The 19,012-nt window shown below is 44.1% G+C and carries 16 protein-coding genes and 2 tRNA genes; 14 read left to right on the top strand and 4 right to left on the bottom strand.

What is annotated here, in order from left to right; all coding sequences use genetic code 11:
• Window positions 1-56 precede the first annotated feature (56 nt).
• Both uvrB and JV36_RS0108605 read right to left on the bottom strand, forming a co-directional pair.
• Window positions 57-2,072, bottom strand: coding sequence for an excinuclease ABC subunit UvrB (gene uvrB / locus JV36_RS0108610; RefSeq protein ID WP_032094508.1), 2,016 nt, complete (start codon window positions 2,070-2,072; stop codon window positions 57-59).
• A gap of 10 nt (window positions 2,073-2,082) precedes the next feature.
• On the bottom strand, window positions 2,083-3,414 hold the full coding sequence (locus tag JV36_RS0108605) for an MATE family efflux transporter (protein ID WP_442853188.1): 1,332 nt from the start codon (window positions 3,412-3,414) through the stop codon (window positions 2,083-2,085).
• Window positions 3,415-4,760: 1,346 nt separating this feature from the next.
• Here JV36_RS0108605 and JV36_RS0108600 point away from each other — a divergent pair.
• From JV36_RS0108600 to JV36_RS0108555, 10 genes are all read left to right on the top strand, one after another.
• Window positions 4,761-4,837: transfer RNA gene (locus tag JV36_RS0108600), tRNA-Asn, on the top strand.
• 26 nt (window positions 4,838-4,863) lie between these two features.
• Window positions 4,864-4,940 (top strand) — tRNA-Asn (locus tag JV36_RS0108595).
• Window positions 4,941-5,209: 269 nt separating this feature from the next.
• Window positions 5,210-5,791 (top strand): electron transport complex subunit RsxA, encoded by a 582-nt coding sequence (gene rsxA / locus JV36_RS0108590; RefSeq protein ID WP_032094593.1) that lies wholly within the window; start codon window positions 5,210-5,212, stop codon window positions 5,789-5,791.
• Complete coding sequence (gene rsxB, locus JV36_RS0108585) at window positions 5,791-6,360, top strand: electron transport complex subunit RsxB (RefSeq protein WP_032094506.1); 570 nt, start codon at window positions 5,791-5,793, stop codon at window positions 6,358-6,360. Before rsxA ends, rsxB begins: the two co-directional genes overlap by 1 nt.
• A 2-nt stretch (window positions 6,361-6,362) precedes the next feature.
• Window positions 6,363-8,795 (top strand): electron transport complex subunit RsxC, encoded by a 2,433-nt coding sequence (gene rsxC / locus JV36_RS0108580; RefSeq protein WP_032094505.1) that lies wholly within the window; start codon window positions 6,363-6,365, stop codon window positions 8,793-8,795.
• On the top strand, window positions 8,792-9,895 hold the full coding sequence (gene rsxD, locus JV36_RS0108575) for an electron transport complex subunit RsxD (protein ID WP_032094504.1): 1,104 nt from the start codon (window positions 8,792-8,794) through the stop codon (window positions 9,893-9,895). Before rsxC ends, rsxD begins: the two co-directional genes overlap by 4 nt.
• Window positions 9,895-10,590 (top strand): electron transport complex subunit RsxG, encoded by a 696-nt coding sequence (gene rsxG / locus JV36_RS0108570; RefSeq protein WP_052010015.1) that lies wholly within the window; start codon window positions 9,895-9,897, stop codon window positions 10,588-10,590. The genes rsxD and rsxG overlap by 1 nt, the downstream gene beginning before the upstream one ends.
• On the top strand, window positions 10,587-11,279 hold the full coding sequence (locus JV36_RS0108565) for an electron transport complex subunit E (RefSeq protein ID WP_032094503.1): 693 nt from the start codon (window positions 10,587-10,589) through the stop codon (window positions 11,277-11,279). Before rsxG ends, JV36_RS0108565 begins: the two co-directional genes overlap by 4 nt.
• Window positions 11,280-11,365: 86 nt before the next feature.
• Window positions 11,366-12,097 carry an endonuclease III domain-containing protein gene (locus JV36_RS0108560; protein WP_032094502.1) on the top strand — a complete coding sequence of 244 codons (732 nt, stop codon included), beginning with the start codon at window positions 11,366-11,368 and terminating at the stop codon, window positions 12,095-12,097.
• Window positions 12,098-12,303: 206 nt separating this feature from the next.
• Window positions 12,304-13,674 (top strand): M20/M25/M40 family metallo-hydrolase, encoded by a 1,371-nt coding sequence (locus JV36_RS0108555; protein ID WP_326938214.1) that lies wholly within the window; start codon window positions 12,304-12,306, stop codon window positions 13,672-13,674.
• Window positions 13,675-14,201: 527 nt separating this feature from the next.
• On the opposite strand, the gene cspE is transcribed toward JV36_RS0108555, so the two are convergent.
• Window positions 14,202-14,414, bottom strand: a complete 213-nt coding sequence (gene cspE / locus JV36_RS0108545; RefSeq protein ID WP_032094499.1) for a transcription antiterminator/RNA stability regulator CspE — start codon at window positions 14,412-14,414, stop codon at window positions 14,202-14,204.
• Between the two features lie 604 nt (window positions 14,415-15,018).
• Here cspE and gloA point away from each other — a divergent pair.
• Both gloA and glpQ read left to right on the top strand, forming a co-directional pair.
• Window positions 15,019-15,402: a lactoylglutathione lyase gene (gene gloA / locus JV36_RS0108540; RefSeq protein ID WP_032094498.1), complete on the top strand. Its 384-nt coding sequence runs from the start codon at window positions 15,019-15,021 to the stop codon at window positions 15,400-15,402.
• A gap of 109 nt (window positions 15,403-15,511) precedes the next feature.
• The gene (gene glpQ / locus JV36_RS0108535) at window positions 15,512-16,618 is read left to right on the top strand and encodes a glycerophosphodiester phosphodiesterase (protein ID WP_235207800.1); all 1,107 of its coding nucleotides are present in this window, start codon (window positions 15,512-15,514) and stop codon (window positions 16,616-16,618) included.
• 8 nt (window positions 16,619-16,626) lie between these two features.
• Here the strand turns inward: glpQ and JV36_RS0108530 are convergent, their stop codons facing one another.
• On the bottom strand, window positions 16,627-17,487 hold the full coding sequence (locus JV36_RS0108530; RefSeq protein ID WP_032094497.1) for a flagellar protein MotY: 861 nt from the start codon (window positions 17,485-17,487) through the stop codon (window positions 16,627-16,629).
• Window positions 17,488-17,966: 479 nt separating this feature from the next.
• Between JV36_RS0108530 and rnt the strand changes: the two genes are divergently transcribed.
• Together rnt and JV36_RS0108520 are read left to right on the top strand one after the other, a co-directional pair.
• Window positions 17,967-18,605 carry a ribonuclease T gene (gene rnt, locus JV36_RS0108525; protein WP_235207799.1) on the top strand — a complete coding sequence of 213 codons (639 nt, stop codon included), beginning with the start codon at window positions 17,967-17,969 and terminating at the stop codon, window positions 18,603-18,605.
• A 183-nt stretch (window positions 18,606-18,788) separates the two neighbouring features.
• Complete coding sequence (locus JV36_RS0108520; RefSeq protein ID WP_032094496.1) at window positions 18,789-18,983, top strand: bacterioferritin-associated ferredoxin; 195 nt, start codon at window positions 18,789-18,791, stop codon at window positions 18,981-18,983.
• Window positions 18,984-19,012: the final 29 nt, after the last annotated feature.

The raw sequence follows: 19,012 nt of genomic DNA, 5'->3' as shown, positions 1-19,012 counted from the left end.
TCAGCTTTATACTGAAAAACACGCGGCTTGCACAGTGCTTAAGACAATCAAAGTGCTTAAGACAAAGCAACGACTTGCTTTCTTAAAGCCTCTACATCATCGCGAAGGGAAGCTGCTTTTTCAAACTCCAACTCTCTGGCATATTCGAACATCTGTTTTTCAAGCTCTGCGATTTGGTCCATAAGATCCGTCGCATTCGCCGCTTTTTTCTGTTTATTCTTCTCTTCAACCTTACGCAGTCGAACCTTACCAGACGCAGGATGTGCACCTTCTCCCAAGTCCATAATATCCGTAATTGGCTTATTCAAGCGCATTGGCGTGATGTTGTTGGCTTTATTGTGTGCTAACTGCTTCTCGCGACGCCTATCAGTTTCATCTATCGCTTTGCGCATAGATTTCGTTATTTTGTCTCCATACAAAATAGCGCGACCATTTAAATGGCGGGCGGCACGACCTATGGTTTGAATTAACGAGCGCTCTGCACGTAAGAAGCCTTCTTTGTCTGCATCTAAGATTGCAACTAATGACACCTCCGGCATGTCCAACCCTTCCCTTAGCAGGTTAATGCCCACCAACACATCAAATTTGCCTAGGCGTAAGTCGCGAATAATTTCAATTCGCTCTACCGTATCGATATCAGAATGGAGGTATCGCACCTTAACGCCGTGCTCGTTTAAGTACTCACTTAAATCTTCAGCCATGCGTTTTGTTAGCGTGGTAATAAGCACCCGTTCATCTAGCGCAACACGCTTGTGGATTTCGGACAACACGTCATCCACCTGCGTAGCCACGGGGCGAACTTCAATAATTGGATCGAGTAGCCCGGTAGGTCGCACCACCTGTTCAACAATGTCACCTTCGGTTTTTTTCAGCTCGTAATCGCCAGGTGTGGCAGAAACATAAATAGTCTGAGGACAAATTTGCTCAAACTCTTCAAACTTCAGCGGGCGGTTATCAAGGGCCGATGGCAATCTGAAACCAAACTCAACTAATGTTTCTTTGCGAGAGCGATCGCCACGGTACATGGCGCCAACCTGAGAAACGGTCACGTGAGACTCATCGATAAACATGAGCCCGTCGGCAGGAAAATAATCGAGTAAGGTTGGAGGTGGCTCACCTGGTGCACGACCAGAGAGGTAGCGAGAATAGTTCTCGATACCCGAGCAATATCCTAATTCCATCATCATTTCGATATCAAATTGGGTACGTTGAGAAATTCTCTGCTCTTCAATAAGTTTGTTCGCTTCTTGCAACTGCGTTTTGCGCTCGCCCAATTCAACTTTGATATGCTCAATCGCATTGAGAATTTTTTCTCTTGGCGTCACATAGTGAGTCTTAGGGAAAACCGTTGCCCGCACTACAGATTTGTCTACCGCACCCGTTAACGGATCAAATAAGCTTATCTTGTCTATCTCATCGTCAAACAGCTCTACGCGAACGGCTTGCTTTTCAGAGTCAGCAGGAAAAATGTCAATCACATCACCGCGAACGCGAAACGTGCCTCGCTCAAACGCCAAATCATTTCGTTTGTATTGAAGTTCAGCAAGTCTGCGCAGTATGTCACGCTGATCCATCGTGTCGCCTTGGCGAAGATGTAGCAGCATTTTCATGTAGGATTCGGGGTCGCCTAGGCCGTATATGGCGGAAACACTTGCAATAATGACAACGTCGCGACGCTCCATAAGCGCTTTTGTCGCAGACAAACGCATCTGTTCTATGTGATCGTTTATCGACGCATCTTTTTCAATAAATGTATCGGTGCTCGGCACATAGGCTTCGGGTTGATAATAATCGTAGTAAGACACGAAATATTCAACTGCATTATTGGGGAAAAAGTCTTTCATTTCCCCATAAAGCTGAGCTGCCAATGTTTTGTTGTGAGCAAGAATAAGCGTGGGACGCTGCACTTCTTTAATCACATTGGCCATGGTGAAAGTTTTACCAGAGCCCGTCACACCAAGCAGTGTTTGACCTGCTAAACCACTTTCCAATCCGTCGACTAGCGCCTCAATCGCAGCGGGCTGGTCACCGTCGGGTTTATATTTCGAATGAAGTTCGAAACCTCTACTCATTACTACACCTTTATTTTGGGCTAACTGGGTTGGCGTCAACTAAATTAGCATGCTCTTTAGTTACGGCCTGCGCTACAGCTCTTTTAAATACAAAGAGTGATACACCTGCCATTGCCACATTAGCAATCACATTACCGACGAATAATCCTTTTAGACCATACAAATAACTTCCTAAAACGCTAATGGGTACGAAAAAAACGAATAAGCGGATGACACTGAGAACAAGTGCGGTCATCGGACGATGCATTGCATTTAACGATGAATTAGTCAGAACAATAACTCCCTGCATGCCATAACCTAGGGGTACAATCATTAAAAACAACTGTATTAAACTACCCACTTCAGCCTCATGAGCAAAAGCTTGCGCTATCCACCCTGATAATCCCCACATAGCCAAAAAGACAATAAACTGCCATATCAATACGAACTTCAAGGTAATGGAATAGGCGCGTTTCACTCGCTCAATTTGCAGTGCGCCTACGTTTTGACTGATAAAAGGAGGCAATGTCATTGATAGCGCGAGTACAACGATACTTGCAATAGACTCCATTCGATTCCCCACTCCCCACGCGGCAACCGCTTCTGCGCCATAACTCGCCACTATTGCAGTCATTACGCCACCAGCAATTGGCGTGAGCATATTGGCACCTGCAGCGGGTAAACCAATTTTCAGAATGTCTCGGCTGCTGCTGCGAAGTTCACTCAGCGTCAGCAAACGAGGCAGCATTAATTTGCGGCGTACTGCCAGTATATAAATTATCCAACACGCTCCCACGAGCCATGCAATAAATGTGGCAAGTGCCGCGCCCTGAATTCCCATCGCGGGAATTGGACCAAAGCCAAAGATAAATAAAGGGTCTAACAAAGCGTTTAAACCGCCAACAGAAGCCATCACTATGCTCGGTGTTTTGGTATCACCGCAGGCGCGCAATACGCTATTTCCAACCATTGGTAGAGCAAGAAATACGCTCGACACGTACCAAAGCCCCATGTAGTCAGAGATATATGGCATGAGTCGTTCAGAAGCGTTTAATAAAGAAAATACCGGCGTTATAGAAAAGAAACCTATGGTAGCCAACACGCCAACCAACATTGCTGACAGCATTAAAGAACCGGTGGCGTAAAGTTTCGACTTCTCTATTTCCTTACTGCCCTGCAGCCGGCCAATTATTGCAGAAGTACCGATACCCAGGCCGATAGTTAAACTGATCACCGTAAACGTCACTGGGAATGTAAAGCTTATCGCTGCTAATTGCTCAGTGCCTAGCAAGCTAACGAAAAACGTATCAATTAAGCCGAAGCTCATCATCATTATCATGCCCAAAATCATGGGGATGGTCATACGCTTTAACGTGGACGCTATATTTCCCTCTAAAAGATTAGACGCTTTTGAGGATGACTTATTTTTTATCACTTATGCTCCTGATTCATGGTGTTTAAGCGCTCACTGATAATTTTACGTGTATAAACCGCACAATGCGATGACGGTACGTGTAATGATGATGTTCTATGTACGCGAGCCGTTTGCGCGTGCATTGCCGGGTTTGCATTACCGATTTTGGCAAACGCACCATCGACACATCAGTGTAAAAGAGTACCCATCGTTACGCCACGTCAACACGATGAACTATGGGTTGAAAACGTCTGCTGCAATTTATTAGAGTGAAAGAGGAGTATGACCCTTTCTGTTTACTTGATACTAGGCTTCAGTAAATACTGGCCTTCCTTTGATACTGAGCCACATGTTAACAATTTTTAGAACGCTAACTTCGCTGGTACCAAATATGCAAAACAGCATTATTTCTTCAGCTCGAGCTAGATTTGGGGACGAATTGGTCGAAATGTATATTTAGCCACCAAAATTAATCTTTGTTAGTAAAATACCCTATTTTTAATCATCTATTTTCTATCAGCTATCGATGCCGGCAGCATATTCCTACCTTATACGTCAGCAAAACTGGCTTTTTAGCCCTTTGCACTCAAAATTCGAAGGTTTAGCAACACGTAAATCTTGTTACAGTAATGTAACAACCTTTGATAAAACATAAATTTAGCTGCATAGCATTTAGTCAGTCGTTGAATTAACACACAAGCTAAATTTTGTCCATGAGATCTATTTCGATCTTATACTGAGATCGCGAATATGAATTCAGGTTATTGTTTTTACTTATTATTTATAAGTTACATGCAATTTAAAACAGAGATCAAAAGGACAAGGATCGTGCAATGAATTAGCACCAAATCAATCTATCAACATAGTTATCCACAGATTTAGTGGATAACTAACGCAAGACCATAGTTGGCGGGATTTCATGACCTAAAAGCAAAATAAAAGGTAAGTAGTGACTAACCTTTTAATCCTTACGTTCAGGTTACAGTTTTATTAAAGACTGTATATAATATCAGTATCAAAGCTTTTTTTTATTCTATTTTGTTATAGTAATTTCAAGTAATGGGATATAAAAAACAAAACATTCTAAGCGTGTTGTTCAAGTGACCGTAAAAACGTAATAAAGGTGATATTGAGGCTTTCGTTCACTAATTAATCATTAATTTTAACCCATTGGTGACAAATTAAGCATCAAGACGTTAAAAAGTTATTTTTTGTGCAGTCAGTACAAATATTTTAGATATATTGTTGACAGCAACTAAGTACCTCTTTAATATTCGCCCCCGTTGAAGCACAGGTCCCCCTTAGCTCAGTTGGTTAGAGCGACGGACTGTTAATCCGCAGGTCCCCCGTTCGAGTCGGGGAGGGGGAGCCAACTTCAGCAGCAAATTAAGTGTCAATTCCCCCTTAGCTCAGTTGGTTAGAGCGACGGACTGTTAATCCGCAGGTCCCCCGTTCGAGTCGGGGAGGGGGAGCCACTTGATTGGCTCCAAGCAACTCCCACATCATCAATGCCGTATTTATACATCTCTTTTATTCAGTTCTTGAATTACTCCTCCATATTTTCATTATTTAACCCAAATTCATTAAATTACCCTAATTCAATCAAGTTGTTAAAACGGCTGTAAAAAGCGATAATAGCGCTGCTATTTTTTCTTATTTATTTGCGATTAGAGCGCGCATAAAATTTACCAAAGATCCCCTCGCCTTCTTGAGCGTTTCTATTGGTTATTCATTTGGGTTTTTCATGACTGATTTTTTACTGCTATTGATTGGCACAGTATTAGTAAACAACTTCGTATTGGTGAAGTTTTTGGGCTTGTGTCCGTTCATGGGCGTTTCAAGCAAGCTAGAAACGGCTATGGGCATGTCTATGGCAACCACATTTGTGCTCACGTTAGCGTCAGCGTCAAGCTATCTCGTTGAAACCTATTTATTGGCTCCTCTCGGGCTAAGTTATCTTCGCACCCTTGCCTTTATTTTGGTCATTGCAGTAGTTGTTCAATTCACCGAAATGGTAGTGCACAAAACGAGTCCTACGCTTTACAGACTATTGGGTATTTTTCTCCCCCTAATCACCACTAATTGCGCAGTACTTGGCGTGGCGTTACTCAACCTAACCGAACAGCACAACTTTATGCAGAGCCTCATTTATGGATTCGGCGCAGCCCTTGGCTTTTCATTAGTACTTATTTTATTCGCCGCAATGCGAGAGCGCCTTGCGGCCGCAGATGTGCCCGTTTCTTTCAAAGGAGCCTCCATTGCAATGATAACAGCAGGTTTAATGTCCCTCGCCTTTATGGGGTTCAGCGGATTGGTGAAAGTGTAATGTCTATTTCATTTGCTGTTATTACTATTGGTGTTCTTGCCGTTATCTTTGGCCTTATTCTTGGCTACGCCAGTATCCGTTTTCATGTTGAAGGCGACCCACTTGTAGAGCAAATTGACGAAGTTCTGCCTCAAACTCAATGCGGTCAATGCGGCTACCCAGGATGTAAACCCTACGCCGAAGCCATCGCTAACGGGGATGATATTAATAAGTGTCCTCCTGGTGGTGAATCAACAATTAAAAAGCTTGCGGATTTAATGGGTGTTGAAGCTAAACCCCTTGATGCTGCTCACGGTGAAGAAGATACAAAAAAAGTAGCGTTCATTCGCGAAGACGAATGTATTGGATGTACAAAATGCATTCAGGCCTGTCCAGTAGACGCTATTTTAGGGGCTGCTAAGCATATGCACACCGTTATTGTCGATGAATGTACCGGTTGCGACTTGTGTGTTGATCCCTGCCCCGTAGACTGCATTGATATGGTTCCATTGGTTCAAACAACGTCCACCTGGAACTGGGATTTTTCTTCATCACCGAAAGGTGACATTCCAATAAAAATGGTGTCTTAATCGTGTTATCTCCAAGCTTTGATTCCATTATTGAAACGCTGAACAACAACAAGCTGTATTCGTTTCCAGGTGGCGTGCACCCCGACGACAAAAAGTCGCTATCCAATACAACGACGATACAAGTGCCTTCTTTACCAGCGCATCTTATTATCCCTATGCGTCAGCATATTGGCTCTGATGGCGCGTGCTGCGTTGAAGTGGGCGATAAGGTGCAAAAAGGGCAAATACTGTCGCAAAGCGCAACGCCGTTTGCGGTGCCGGTGCACGCGCCCACATCCGGCGAAATTATCGCAATTGCACCACATGTTGTTGCCCACCCTAGTGGGTTAACTGAGATGTGTATCACATTGAAACCTGATGGAAATGATACATGGTGTGATTTAAGTCCTATTCCCAATTACACAGAGGTCAATAAAAACGAATTAATTAACCATATCTGCCAAGCAGGTATTTCTGGGATGGGCGGCGCAGGGTTTCCAACACATATAAAAACATCAACATCGAAGCCTATAGAGTTTTTGGTGTTAAACGGCATTGAGTGTGAGCCCTATATCACATCAGATGACCGTTTGATGAGAGAGCATGCCTGGCAAATTAGGCAAGGGCTCGACATATTAGCGCACCTTATTAACCCCAAGGCCATTATTGTAGCGATAGAAGACAACAAGCCGGAAGCACTTCAGGCATTAAACATTGCCTGCCAAGACAAAGATGCTTACCGAGTTGTTAGTGTGGAAACAAAGTACCCTGCCGGCGGTGAAAAGCAGCTTATTCAAGTGCTCACTGGCAGAGAGGTTCCCCGCGACGGCTTACCTGTTGATATCGGCGTGGTCATGTTTAACGTCGGTACTTGCTACGCAGTAGCCGATGCCATTTTGCAGGGAAAGCCTCTCGTAGAGAGAGTGGTGACGGTGACGGGAGAAGCCGTTAAACAGCCAGGCAATTTCAAAGCACTTATTGGTACACCTGTTGCTCATTTACTTGAACAGGCCCAGTACAATCCAAAAAAACAAAAAGCACCGAAAGTAGTAATGGGCGGCCCTATGATGGGGTTCACTTTATCAGATGCCACCATTCCTATTATAAAAACAACAAACTGCTTGCTAGTACCCAGCAAAAAAGAATTGGTAGACGACAATGCTGAGCGTCCTTGTATTAGATGCAGCGCCTGTGCTGATGCTTGTCCAGCGTCTTTACTGCCACAGCAAATGTTTTGGCATGCGAAAGCCAAAGAATATGACAAAGCGGAAGAGTACGACTTATTCGACTGCATAGAATGCGGTGCATGTGCGTATGTATGCCCTAGTGAAATTCCACTGGTGCACTACTACAGACAGGCTAAAGCTGACATTCGCACCCAACGAGATGAAAAGAATAAAGCTGAAAAAGCTAAGCAGCGTTTTGAAGCCAGAAATGAGCGCCTAGAGCGGGAAAAACGCGAAAGAGAAGAAAAGCATCGCAGAGCAAAAGAGGCGCGACTGGCAGCAAATCAAGCTAAACCGGCAAACACTGACGTACCAGCACAACCGGCGAGTGACACCAAAGACAAAGTGGCGGCGGCACTTGCCCGAGCTAAAGCTAAAAAAGCAGCGCTACAAAGTAATGTCAGTAATCAAAGTCAATCTGAGCCTAAGACGCAAGAAAGCGCCCAGGTAACAGCCATCGATTCAAGCGCTAAATCAAGCGGCGATTCAAGCGACGGATCGGGTAGTGATAAAAAGGCGCAAGTTGCTGCAGCAATTGCCAGAGCAAAGGCGAAGAAGGAAGCTCGGGCGGCAAACGCATCCGAGGTGTCATCTTCGGGCACAGCAGACGTTGATGATAAAAAAGCGAAGATTGCTGCTGCCATAGCGAGAGCTAAAGCCAAAAAGTCAGCTCAACAGTCATCTGCGCCATCTAGCGATGAGCCCTCGTCTTTTGAAGCTAAGCCTTCTGAAGCTGAGCCTTCTAAATCTGAGTCTTCTAAATCTGAGCTTTCTAACGCTGAGCCCGCTAAAGAAGCGGAACTTGCGAGCACCACGGGTGACACTGGGGTAAATGATACGCCTTTAAGTGAGGCTGATGAGAAGAAAGCCCGTATTGCAGCTGCGGTGGCTAAAGCAAAAGCGAAAAAAGCTAGTGCAAAGCAGAGCATTAATAGCGGTGCAATAAGCAAAACCAGCGGTGAAGAACGTCATATCAGCAAAAGAGAGAGTAATGAAGCCGCTGAGGTGTCAAAAAACGAAAGCATCAGCACACCGAGTAATAAGGAAGAGACTGGTTCGCAAGAGCACGGTTCACAAAATCACCATCCACAAAAGAATAGTACCGCAAATTCTAACAGTGGCGGAGATGCTAAAAGTGCCGCAGATGCGAAAATAGCGCGTATTGCAGCTGCGGTGGCAAAAGCCAAAGCCAAAAAAGCAGCTATTGATAAAGAGAAAGAGTTGAAATGAAATTAAGTTTATCAAGCTCACCACATCAGCGCGTAAAACGAGATACGGGCCAAGTCATGCGCATAGTCATTTATGCCATGATCCCTGGCATGATAGCGCAGTCGTGGTTTTTTGGTTGGGGCATGCTTATTCAAGCTGTCATCGCAGTGGCTAGCGCGCTCATATTTGAAGGCGTGATATTGTATTTGCGAAAGCGCCCTATTGAGAGAACGCTTACTGACTATAGTGCGGTGCTAACGGGCCTGCTTATCGCTATCAGTATTCCACCTACCCTACCTTGGTGGATGACTATTATTGGGGTGTTTTTTGCCATTGCCGTTGCAAAACAAGTTTACGGTGGGCTTGGTTTCAATATATTCAATCCCGCTATGATAGCTTACGTGGTGCTACTTATCTCGTTTCCGGCAGCGATGAGTTTGTGGCTTCCTGCTGCAACACATGCCGCCATTACACCTAGTTTTCTCGACTCGGCATCACTTATTTTTACCGGATTTACCACCAGCGGCTATGATGTTACTCAACTAAGAACGGTAGCCGGCGGCGCATCTATGGTTGACGGAGTCACTATGGCCACGCCTCTAGATACATTAAAAACTGATTTAACGCAGGGGCTCACATACTCAGAGTCATTAGCGAAACCCACATTTGACGGTAGCCTGTTTGATGCAGCAGGTGCTGGTTGGGGCTGGGTTAGTCTCGCTTACCTACTTGGCGGTCTGGCCTTAGTGAAAACCCGCGTCATTAGCTGGCATATTCCTGGCAGCATGGTAATTAGTGTGTTTGTTTGCGCAGCCGTACTGCACTTAGTTAACGGCGACCTGTACGCTTCACCTCTATTTCATTTACTCAACGGCGCTGTCATTGTTGGTGCATTTTTTATTGCCACCGACCCCGTTTCGGCATCCACTACCCCAAAGGGCCGTATCATTTTTGGTGCTGCTATTGGATTTTGGGTTGTTATTATCCGTGTGTTTGGTGGTTACCCCGACGCCGTAGCGTTTGCAGTTATTATTATGAACATGGCAGTGCCCTTAATTGACTACTACACACGCCCACGCGTTTATGGCAAAAATGTAAGTAGCAAACGGGGGGCTAAGTAATGTCAAAAGGCAGCTTTTTTAAAAATAACCCGATAAAAGATAGCCTGATTAAAAACGGCGCGATGCTAGGTGCCTTCGCGATTGTGACTACCGCACTTATTGCCGTTACTTTCTTTGGTACAAAAGACACTATTGAAGAGCAAAAAAGACGCAAACTTTTGAGTGTACTTAACGAAGTGGTGCCAAGTTCACTGCACACTAACCCGCTCTACGCCGACTGTACGGTTATTGATTCTTCGGCCCTTGGTCCTGGCAATCATGCTGTATATCGAGCGCGCCTAAACAGTCAACCCAGTGGGCTTGTTGTACAAGCCACAGCCCCTGATGGATATAGCGGCAACATCGACATGGTTATTGGCGTTGATGTTAATCTCAATGTACTGGGCGTTCGTGTTGTTGAGCATAAAGAGACCCCAGGGCTTGGTGATAAGGTAGAGCTTGCCGTTAGCGACTGGATAAAAATATTCGCAGGAAAAGACTTTTCTAGTGATAACCTCGCGCCGTGGCAGGTAAAAAAAGACGGTGGTGAGTTCGATCAATTTACAGGGGCAACAATTACCCCTCGAGCGGTGGTTAATGCCGTTAAAAATGCACTGATTTACGTGGAAGAGAATCAGACTCGCTTGTTTGACGCCCCCAATCAATGCCGAATCGGTAATGATATAAACGCCGACAGTCAGGAGCAGCCATCATGACAGATTTTCGCGATTTATCGCTTCAAGGCCTATGGAAGAATAATCCGGCTTTAGTCCAACTTCTCGGGCTATGTCCATTACTTGCAGTCACCTCTACCTTTATAAACGGGTTAGGGCTAGGTTTGGCGACCATGCTTGTTCTTATCGGCAGCAACGTTACTGTGTCGCTTGTGCGTAATATTGTGCGCAACGAAATCCGTATTCCCGTATTCGTAATGATCATCGCCTCATTCGTCACTATTGTTCAGCTATTAATGAACGCCTATACCTACGATCTGTATTTGGCACTAGGAATATTCATCCCTCTCATTGTTACTAACTGTGCCATCATTGGCCGAGCAGAAGCATTTGCTTCCAAGAATCAACCTCTCGCTTCGGCCTACGACGGCGTAATGATGGGACTTGGTTTTACCGCAGTTCTCGTAATTTTAGGCGGTCTCAGGGAAATTTTAGGTGCGGGTACCTTATTTACCGGTGCCGATAGGCTATTCGGTGAGGTCGCACAAAACTGGACAATCACGCTGTTTAAAACAGACAGCCCTTTTTTACTGGCCATTTTGCCGCCCGGCGCGTTTTTAGCCATGGGCTTATTAATCGCAGTCAAAAACATGATAGACGGAAAAATCGCTGAAAAAGAGACAACACCGAAAGCGAAAGCTGAACGGGTGAGAATTACCGCAGAAACATAGCCATCAGCGGACCGTTCTTTGCCATCGGCGATCCGGCCTTTAAACAGGGTTCAAGTAACTATAATTATTATTAAGAGAGTACATTCATGGGTGAAGCTGTAAAAACATTGTCGAAACACGAAAAAGTCCAGGCCATCATGGATATTCTCGACGACCTTTACCCTGAAATTCCCGTTCCACTTGATCATACCGACCCATACACTCTATTAGTCGCCGTATTGCTTTCTGCGCAATGTACCGATGAACGTGTTAATCAAATAACACCGAAGCTTTTTGCCTTAGCAAATAACCCATTCGACATGGTCAAAATGAGCATTGAAGAAATTCAAAATATTATAAGACCCTGCGGCCTGTCGCCAATGAAGTCAAAAGGTATTTGGCACCTCTCTGACATGATTATTAAGCAGCATGACGGCAAGGTTCCTCAAGATTTTACGGCTCTTGAAGCTATGCCTGCTGTGGGTCACAAAACCGCATCCGTCGTCATGTCTCAAGCATTCGGCGTTCCAGCCTTTCCGGTAGACACACACATTCATCGTTTAATGTATCGCTGGGGTTTATCAAACGGCAAAAGTGTGGAGCAAACAGAGCGTGATGCTAAACGCCTATTCCCTAGAGAAAGATGGAACGACTTACACCTACAAATAATTTTTTACGGCCGTGAGTACTGCCCGGCCAGAGGCTTTTCGTTAGACCGATGCCTAATAACAAGAGAGTTTGGGCGAAAAAGTTTCATCAATGAAGTTATTAAAGAGCAAGAAAAGAAGAAAACACTAGCGGCTAAGAAGAAAGCAAAGCCCGTTAAGCGCAAATCGTAAAAATCGGAGCCACCTGTCCTCTAAAATCACGTTCTTGCAGCATGCAATATCGACATTCACTTTGCAGTCGCTATGATTGAGTCATGATTCAAAAATGTACAGCAAAGATAAATACGCCCTAATAACGAAAATAAAAACACAAAATTGACAAACAAGAACTTGGAGATGTCATGCTACAACTTAAAGCAGTAACACTGAGTGCATTAATGGGGGTGTTTAGCACATCCTTACTTGCCGCTCCCTCCCCCATTACCGATTCACAAAAAGAAACCGCAGAACAACTCATACAAACCGCTCTTAAAAGTGATATGGGCTATGACATAGTTACATCACTGACAACAGAAGTCGGTCCTCGATTAGGGGGTTCAGAGGCTGAGGCTCGTGCAAGGAACTGGGGTGCCGAGCTTGGGAAAGAGTTAGGTTTTGATAGGGTATCTATTGAAGAGTTCACAATGCCTTTCTGGGATCGTGGTCACTTACATATTACGCTCACCTCTCCTTATCAACAGCCGCTTTATGGAACAGCCCTTGGCGGAGCTGCCCCAAGCGAGAGTGAAGTTAATGCCGATGTAGTCTATTTTCGCGACATTCACGCCTTAACAGATATTAAAGACAACGAGCTAAAAGGAAAAATTGCCTTTGTTGATGGCGACGCCATGGTTAAAAGCCAAACTGGTGCGGGCTATGGACAAGCCAATCAGCGTCGACGCATTGGATGGCAACATGCCCAGCGTGGTGGAGCAAGTGCGCTTGTTGTGCGTTCTGTTGGCTCTGACTCCCACCGCTTTCCCCATACAGGCATGATGAGTAAAAACGGCGACGAATGGGCAAACATACCCGTTATTGCTGTTTCTAATCCAGATGCAGACCATCTTCGCCGCCTTCATCAAGCCAATAAACCGCTTTCCATGTCGCTTCACAGTGAATCCAAGTGGAAAGGTGAAGTGAGCAGTGGCAATGTTATCCTTGATATCATTGGTAGTGAGAAGCCAGAAGAGATTGTACTCATTGGCGGACATTTAGACAGCTGGGATTTGGGCACAGGTGCGGTTGATGACGGTGCTGGTGTTGCCATTACCACTGCAGCTGCAGCGCTTATTGCCAAGCTTCCAAAGCGACCTAAACGCACCATACGCGTTGTTATGTTTGGCGCTGAAGAAGTGGGTCTATTAGGTGCCTTTGCCTATGCAAAACAGCACGAGTCAAATTTAGCAAATCACGTGGTGGCCACTGAGTCAGATTTTGGCGCGCAAACAGTCTGGCAGTTAGTTTCAAATGTTAATTCAGACGCAACGCAACTCGTGGACGATATCGCGAAGATACTGTCACCATTAGGCATTATTCGAGGCGGCTCTGACATCGCAGGCGGAGGCCCAGATATTATTCCATTAGCAGCGAAGGGCGTACCCACTATCAGACTGAATCAGAATGGTCGTGATTACTTTGACTTACACCATACACCTGATGACACGCTAGATAAAATCAATCCTGACGAACTCGCGCAAAATATTGCAGCTTATGCAGCTAGTATCTATCTCTTGGCAGATACAGACGTAGACTTAAAAGGCGCAAAGTAGCATCAAGACACGAGATAACAGTTAACACGGACGTTGGCTGTTCTATTTCGTGGTTTCTTTTATGCGGTTTTTCTTACGCTGTTATTCCTACGAGCTTTTATTTACACGCTTCTAACACGGGCTTTTTGGAAATTTGGCTTGTGAGTGTGTATTAAGCACTTTTCTCGAGCTAGGCTAGCTAATCAAATACGAATTTAATTAACACTGAAAGCGTTATGAAAAGTTCAACAACCAATTAAGGTAGGCTCTAGTTTCTTTCTTAGAACTGAATTCAATATGACGTTTGCTGTTTACTTCGGTAAAAGCAATGCTGTTTTTATAGACTGAAATATTGGAAATTGGAGTTTGTACTGGGGAATTTTTTATAGATTGGATGTGCAAATTAATTACTTCTTTTATCATTATTATATTGTTGTTTTTAGTATTCCTTTTGTGGTCAGCAATTGGTAGTAAGAAATTTCAAAAACTTTATATTAGGCTCTCATAAGAGAGCCTAATCACTTCAAAGACTCTAAGCGTCTTTTAGCTTATCGAACAACAACGTTAGCTGCTTGTGGGCCTTTTTGACCTTGTTCTACTTCGAAGCTTACCGCTTGGCCTTCAGAAAGAGTTTTGAAACCGTCAGAAGCGATTGAACGGAAATGTACGAATACGTCTTTACCGCCGCCGTCTTGAGTTAGGAAACCAAAACCTTTTTCTTCGTTAAACCATTTTACTGTACCGTTTACAGAATTAGACATAATATATACCTTTTAAAAAATTGATGTTTAAGTGGTGAAATCACCGATAGCGATAGACATAAACGAGCTAGTAAAGCAGATGTATATCTATATAAAACTTCAATTGAAGGAATAAAAGAGTGGTACAAAGCAGTATTAGGTAAAGCGTAAAACATATCTAAAGCCCGCGTAAGATACATGCAAAGCATGGGCATGTCTAACCTTTTCACCATTGATTTACCAACCTCACCCCAAAAAAAGCCAAATTAAATTACAAGCGACTGTTTTACATAGTCTTTATTGATTTTTTTCATGTGATTTTTATTTGATTTTAATTTCTCCTCGTTTGAAAAAATCTGTGATTTACGTTTAAAACACTCTTATTTTCGAAAATTGAGAGAAAATTAGGGTATGAATAAAGGCCTGCCGTCAATAAACCGCTCATTTTCTTATCGGCTTATTAGGGCACGCCCAAATATAGACCGTACGATTTAAACCCATCGATTAAAACCCAGCAATTTAAACTGTGTCTTCAAGTATTAACAATTACCTATTACCCTTAATCAAAAGTGTTTCGATAACGTATCAATAAGTTATCAATAGAAAATAAATAAAAGGAACGACTATGAGAATGCTCCACACTATGCTTCGCGTTGAAAACCTAGACGCATCACTTCACTTTTACACAGAGCTAATGGGCATGCGCCTGTTGCGCCAATCTGACAATAAAGACTACGAATACACCCTCGCTTTTGTGGGTTACGGCGATGAGGAGGATTCTACTGTACTAGAGCTCACCTATAACTGGGGAGAAAATACCTACGACAAAGGCAACGCTTACGGCCACATCGCTATTGGCGTAGACGATATTTATGCATTTTGCGAAAACCTTGAGCAAAATGACGCTGACGTTTACCGCAAACCTGGGCCAGTAAAAGGCGGCAATACCGTTATTGCCTTTGTCCGCGATCCCGATGGCTATGCCATTGAATTAATAGAAGGTCGCTAGTCCCATTTAATCCAATTACAGTTACCGGCTTTTTTTAAAGCGCTATTTATGACTGTGTAACTGATAAATGAAGCGCCCCGACTACGCACAATTCTTTTGGAGAATTCTTTTGAGTCTATTGATGAACAATCGCTACGGAATTTCGTTGTTTTTATTTTTCTGCTTAATGTCTTTGCCTTTTGCTGAAGTATCACAAGCGCAAGCCCTATCAGCAGGGCAAAGCCCAGAAAAATCCGGTGAAAGCCAAGCCTTTGAATTTACTGTCATCGCTCATCGGGGCGCCTCTGGCTATTTGCCCGAACATACCCTTGAAGCAGCGACGCTTGCTTTTGCACTTAACGCAGATTTTATTGAACAGGATGTTGTGATCACCAAAGATGACATTCCCATTGTGCTTCACGATATACATTTAGAGACAGTCACCAATGTGGAAACTGTCTTTCCCGGAAGAGCACGAGAAGACGACAGGTTTTATGCTCGGGATTTTACATTAGCAGAGTTACGCAGGCTTAACGTGCACGAACGAGAAGATAAAAGCCAAAACAGAGTGTTTCCATCACGTTTTTCCGCCACGACGCCTCGCTTTAGCATTGCGACTCTTTATGAGCACTTTGATTTAATAAGCGAACTCAACCGCCAGCTTGGCAAAAACATAGGGGTATACCCAGAAGTTAAATCACCGGCTTTTCACTTGGCTGAAGGAGTAGACGCAAGCCGCATTGTTATAGACGCGCTTCAAGCATTTAATTTAGACGGTGCACAAGACAACAGCTACTTACAATGCTTTGACTTTAGTGAAGTGAAAAGAATTCGCAATGAGTTAGGCTACAAAGGCAAAGTTGTTATGTTAATTGGCGAAAATGATTGGAAAGAAAGCAGTACTGACTACACGTGGATAAGAAGTGCAGAAGGAATGGCAGAAGTCGCTAAATACGCAAATGGTATTGGGCCTTGGGTACCTCAGCTTTTCAATCAAGACGACGCAAAGAGAAAAAAAATTGAAGCTGCAGACTGGGTAACACATGCACACAGCAATAATTTGACCATTCACCCTTATACCTATCGTCAAGATGCACCGCCACCTGGAATAACAGGTCCGCACCTGCTAGACGCGTTGCGCGACATAGTTAAGGTAGACGGCATATTTACCGACCAGGTACCTCCTGTAATAGCATGGCGTGAACAAAGGCGTTCAAAGGTCGATGGCGCCCGATAAACCACTGGCTATGACTTAGAAAGTCGTACTACAACTCGTCGATTTTGTGCTCGCGACTCTCTCGTATCATTGGGCGCCACAAAACGCTTTTCGCCATGGCCTGTTAGTTGAATACGATCGCTAGGTACGCCAATAGCAGTAAGGTAACTTTTAACCTCATTCGCCCTTCTAATAGAAAGCTGCTCGTTGTTCCAACGACCGCCATAGCTATCGGTATAACCGTCTAGCAGCACGAGCTCTAACTCACCATCTTCTTTCAGATACTCGCCTATCATTGTCAGTCGCTTTTGCGAGTACTTAGTCAGCTCTGTACTATTATTTTGATAAGATAATACAGTGTAGGCTATATCATCGAAGGTATAAGGAAGCAGGTTAGAAACACACTCCACGAATTGTCTGTAAACGCCGGTAAAATTGCTCGCATTAAGCGCCACGCTCACTTTGTCGTACTTATTATACCAATCTTGATAATAAATAGTGGGCCAGAACCCTTTTTCGAGCTCTGAAAGCATGGTCCATGCCGCATCTTGAGGCAAGTCACCGTTGTACTGCTTTCTCATTGTCATGTCCGCTATTGTTTTTGGTGCGACACCCGGCATCCACTTTGGCGGCACAGAGTACACCGCAGCAACATCAAAACGATTGGGCAGCAAATGCATATCAAGCTCAAATTCCATATTCAGCTGTTTAGACGCCACACTCGTAAACATGGCATCACCGTATCCAGGCAGCTCATGATTTAACGTACACTGCAAACGAGATTCTGTATCGACTTGCCAGTTAGACGTTTCCACTGTTGCTGAGTATTGGCGCATGGCCGCATGCGCTGCTGTCGAGCTCATCACAACGGCCGCGGTGACAACTAGCATGCAAATATAAGGGAGCCCCGTAAACGAAACTCTTCTTTTAAAATTCCACACTATTTTAGATGTCGATAGCATAACAAAAGCCTAGAAAATGAAAATTTAACAACGCAGCCACGCGTGCTTGAGTACTTGATTAGGTACTTGCTTAGATACTTGCTTGAGTACCTGTCTTAGCACCTGCAAATACGAACTATAAACAGTATATCGCCTTAAGCACAAAAAAGTTTAGACGTGATTTGTTAATTTACATTCTATAGGAGCGCATTACCCTTTCTAACACCGTGCGTTGCGATTTGCCAAGCAGTGAAAAACCGGTATTTAACAATGCTAACGCCGCAGGTTTATAAATTGCTTAAAAAAGTGCAGCGCTAATTCGTGCTAGCACTTGCCTATTATCCTTGCGATAATCTCGTTCTATTGTTACCCGTGTCTGCGATTATCCTCACGACACTTCACATTCACTTGTCTTGAAAAGAGAATCTATGTCTTCAACCGCAATGCCTACTTTATCTCAGCGTTTCAGAGGTTATTTTCCCGTCGTGATTGATGTTGAAACAGCGGGTTTCATCGCTGGAACCGATGCGTTGTTAGAGCTTGCTGCTGTAACGGTAAAAATGGATGAAAATGGCCTGTTACACCCAGACGAAACCTTTCATTACCACATTGAGCCCTTCGAAGGCGCAAACCTTGAACCTGCCGCGTTAGAATTTAATGGTATCGATCCAAATTGTGCTCTTCGAGGTGCTATTGAAGAAAGCGATGCAATGAAAGAGTTATGCAAAGGCGTTCGCAAGGCGCAAAAGAATGCCGATTGTCAGCGCTCGGTCATTGTGGCTCATAACGCCGCCTTCGACCAAGGCTTTGTGAATGCAGCCATAGCCCGATGCAATATAAAACGCACACCATTTCACCCTTTTGTCTCTTTTGATACCACAAGTCTTGCAGGTTTAGCGCTTGGCCAAACGGTACTAGTGAAAGCGTGTAGAGCTGCCGGTATAGACTTTGACCAAAACGAAGCACACAGCGCGCTATATGATGCACAAAAAACCACAGAGCTATTCTGTTATATGGTAAATCGTTACCAGTCACTGGGCGGCTGGCCCCTTGCTGAAGAAGAATAATTGATGAATCTGGGCGTGCTATAAAAGTACGCCTTATCAAGCACGGCAGTTAAAGGCAGTATGGGAAACGAAAGGACTCAGTAAACCATTAGTCGTATTTAATGAAAATTATTCTCAACTAGCCTTGCCAAAAGCACGAATAACAATTATTATCATTTACAGATTCATTTGGAGTATTCGATAATGTTTGTATGTATGTGCTACGGGGTAACCGATAAAAGTATTCGTGCTGCTGTTGAGACTAACGGAGTAGGCAACATGCGTGAATTACGTGAGCATTTAGAGCTTGGCTCTCAGTGCGGCAAATGTATCGGCATGGCTCAGCAAATTATTGACCAAACAATCATCGACGAATCCCTATTCAAAAACGTGGGCTAATAATCGCTTCGACGCTTCGCAGATATCAA

It is taken from the genome of Alteromonas sp. LOR (assembly GCF_000753865.1).
Classification (GTDB): Bacteria; Pseudomonadota; Gammaproteobacteria; order Enterobacterales; family Alteromonadaceae; genus Alteromonas.
The sequence above is the reverse complement of the archived record's forward strand: the minus strand, read 5'-3'. Positions and strand labels throughout refer to the sequence as shown.

Bases quoted from the DNA above. Each gene is read 5' to 3' on its own strand.
- uvrB (WP_032094508.1), bottom strand. From the start codon at position 2,072: ATGAGTAGAGGTTTCGAACTTCATTCGAAATATAAACCCGACGGTGAC.
- JV36_RS0108605 (WP_442853188.1), bottom strand. From the start codon at position 3,414: ATGACCATCCCCATGATTTTGGGCATGATAATGATGATGAGCTTCGGC.
- rsxA (WP_032094593.1), top strand. From the start codon at position 5,210: ATGACTGATTTTTTACTGCTATTGATTGGCACAGTATTAGTAAACAAC.
- rsxB (WP_032094506.1), top strand. From the start codon at position 5,791: ATGTCTATTTCATTTGCTGTTATTACTATTGGTGTTCTTGCCGTTATC.
- rsxD (WP_032094504.1), top strand. From the start codon at position 8,792: ATGAAATTAAGTTTATCAAGCTCACCACATCAGCGCGTAAAACGAGAT.
- rsxG (WP_052010015.1), top strand. From the start codon at position 9,895: ATGTCAAAAGGCAGCTTTTTTAAAAATAACCCGATAAAAGATAGCCTG.
- JV36_RS0108565 (WP_032094503.1), top strand. From the start codon at position 10,587: ATGACAGATTTTCGCGATTTATCGCTTCAAGGCCTATGGAAGAATAAT.
- JV36_RS0108560 (WP_032094502.1), top strand. From the start codon at position 11,366: ATGGGTGAAGCTGTAAAAACATTGTCGAAACACGAAAAAGTCCAGGCC.
- JV36_RS0108555 (WP_326938214.1), top strand. From the start codon at position 12,304: ATGGGGGTGTTTAGCACATCCTTACTTGCCGCTCCCTCCCCCATTACC.
- cspE (WP_032094499.1), bottom strand. From the start codon at position 14,414: ATGTCTAATTCTGTAAACGGTACAGTAAAATGGTTTAACGAAGAAAAA.
- gloA (WP_032094498.1), top strand. From the start codon at position 15,019: ATGAGAATGCTCCACACTATGCTTCGCGTTGAAAACCTAGACGCATCA.
- JV36_RS0108530 (WP_032094497.1), bottom strand. From the start codon at position 17,487: ATGCTAGTTGTCACCGCGGCCGTTGTGATGAGCTCGACAGCAGCGCAT.
- rnt (WP_235207799.1), top strand. From the start codon at position 17,967: ATGTCTTCAACCGCAATGCCTACTTTATCTCAGCGTTTCAGAGGTTAT.
- JV36_RS0108520 (WP_032094496.1), top strand. From the start codon at position 18,789: ATGTTTGTATGTATGTGCTACGGGGTAACCGATAAAAGTATTCGTGCT.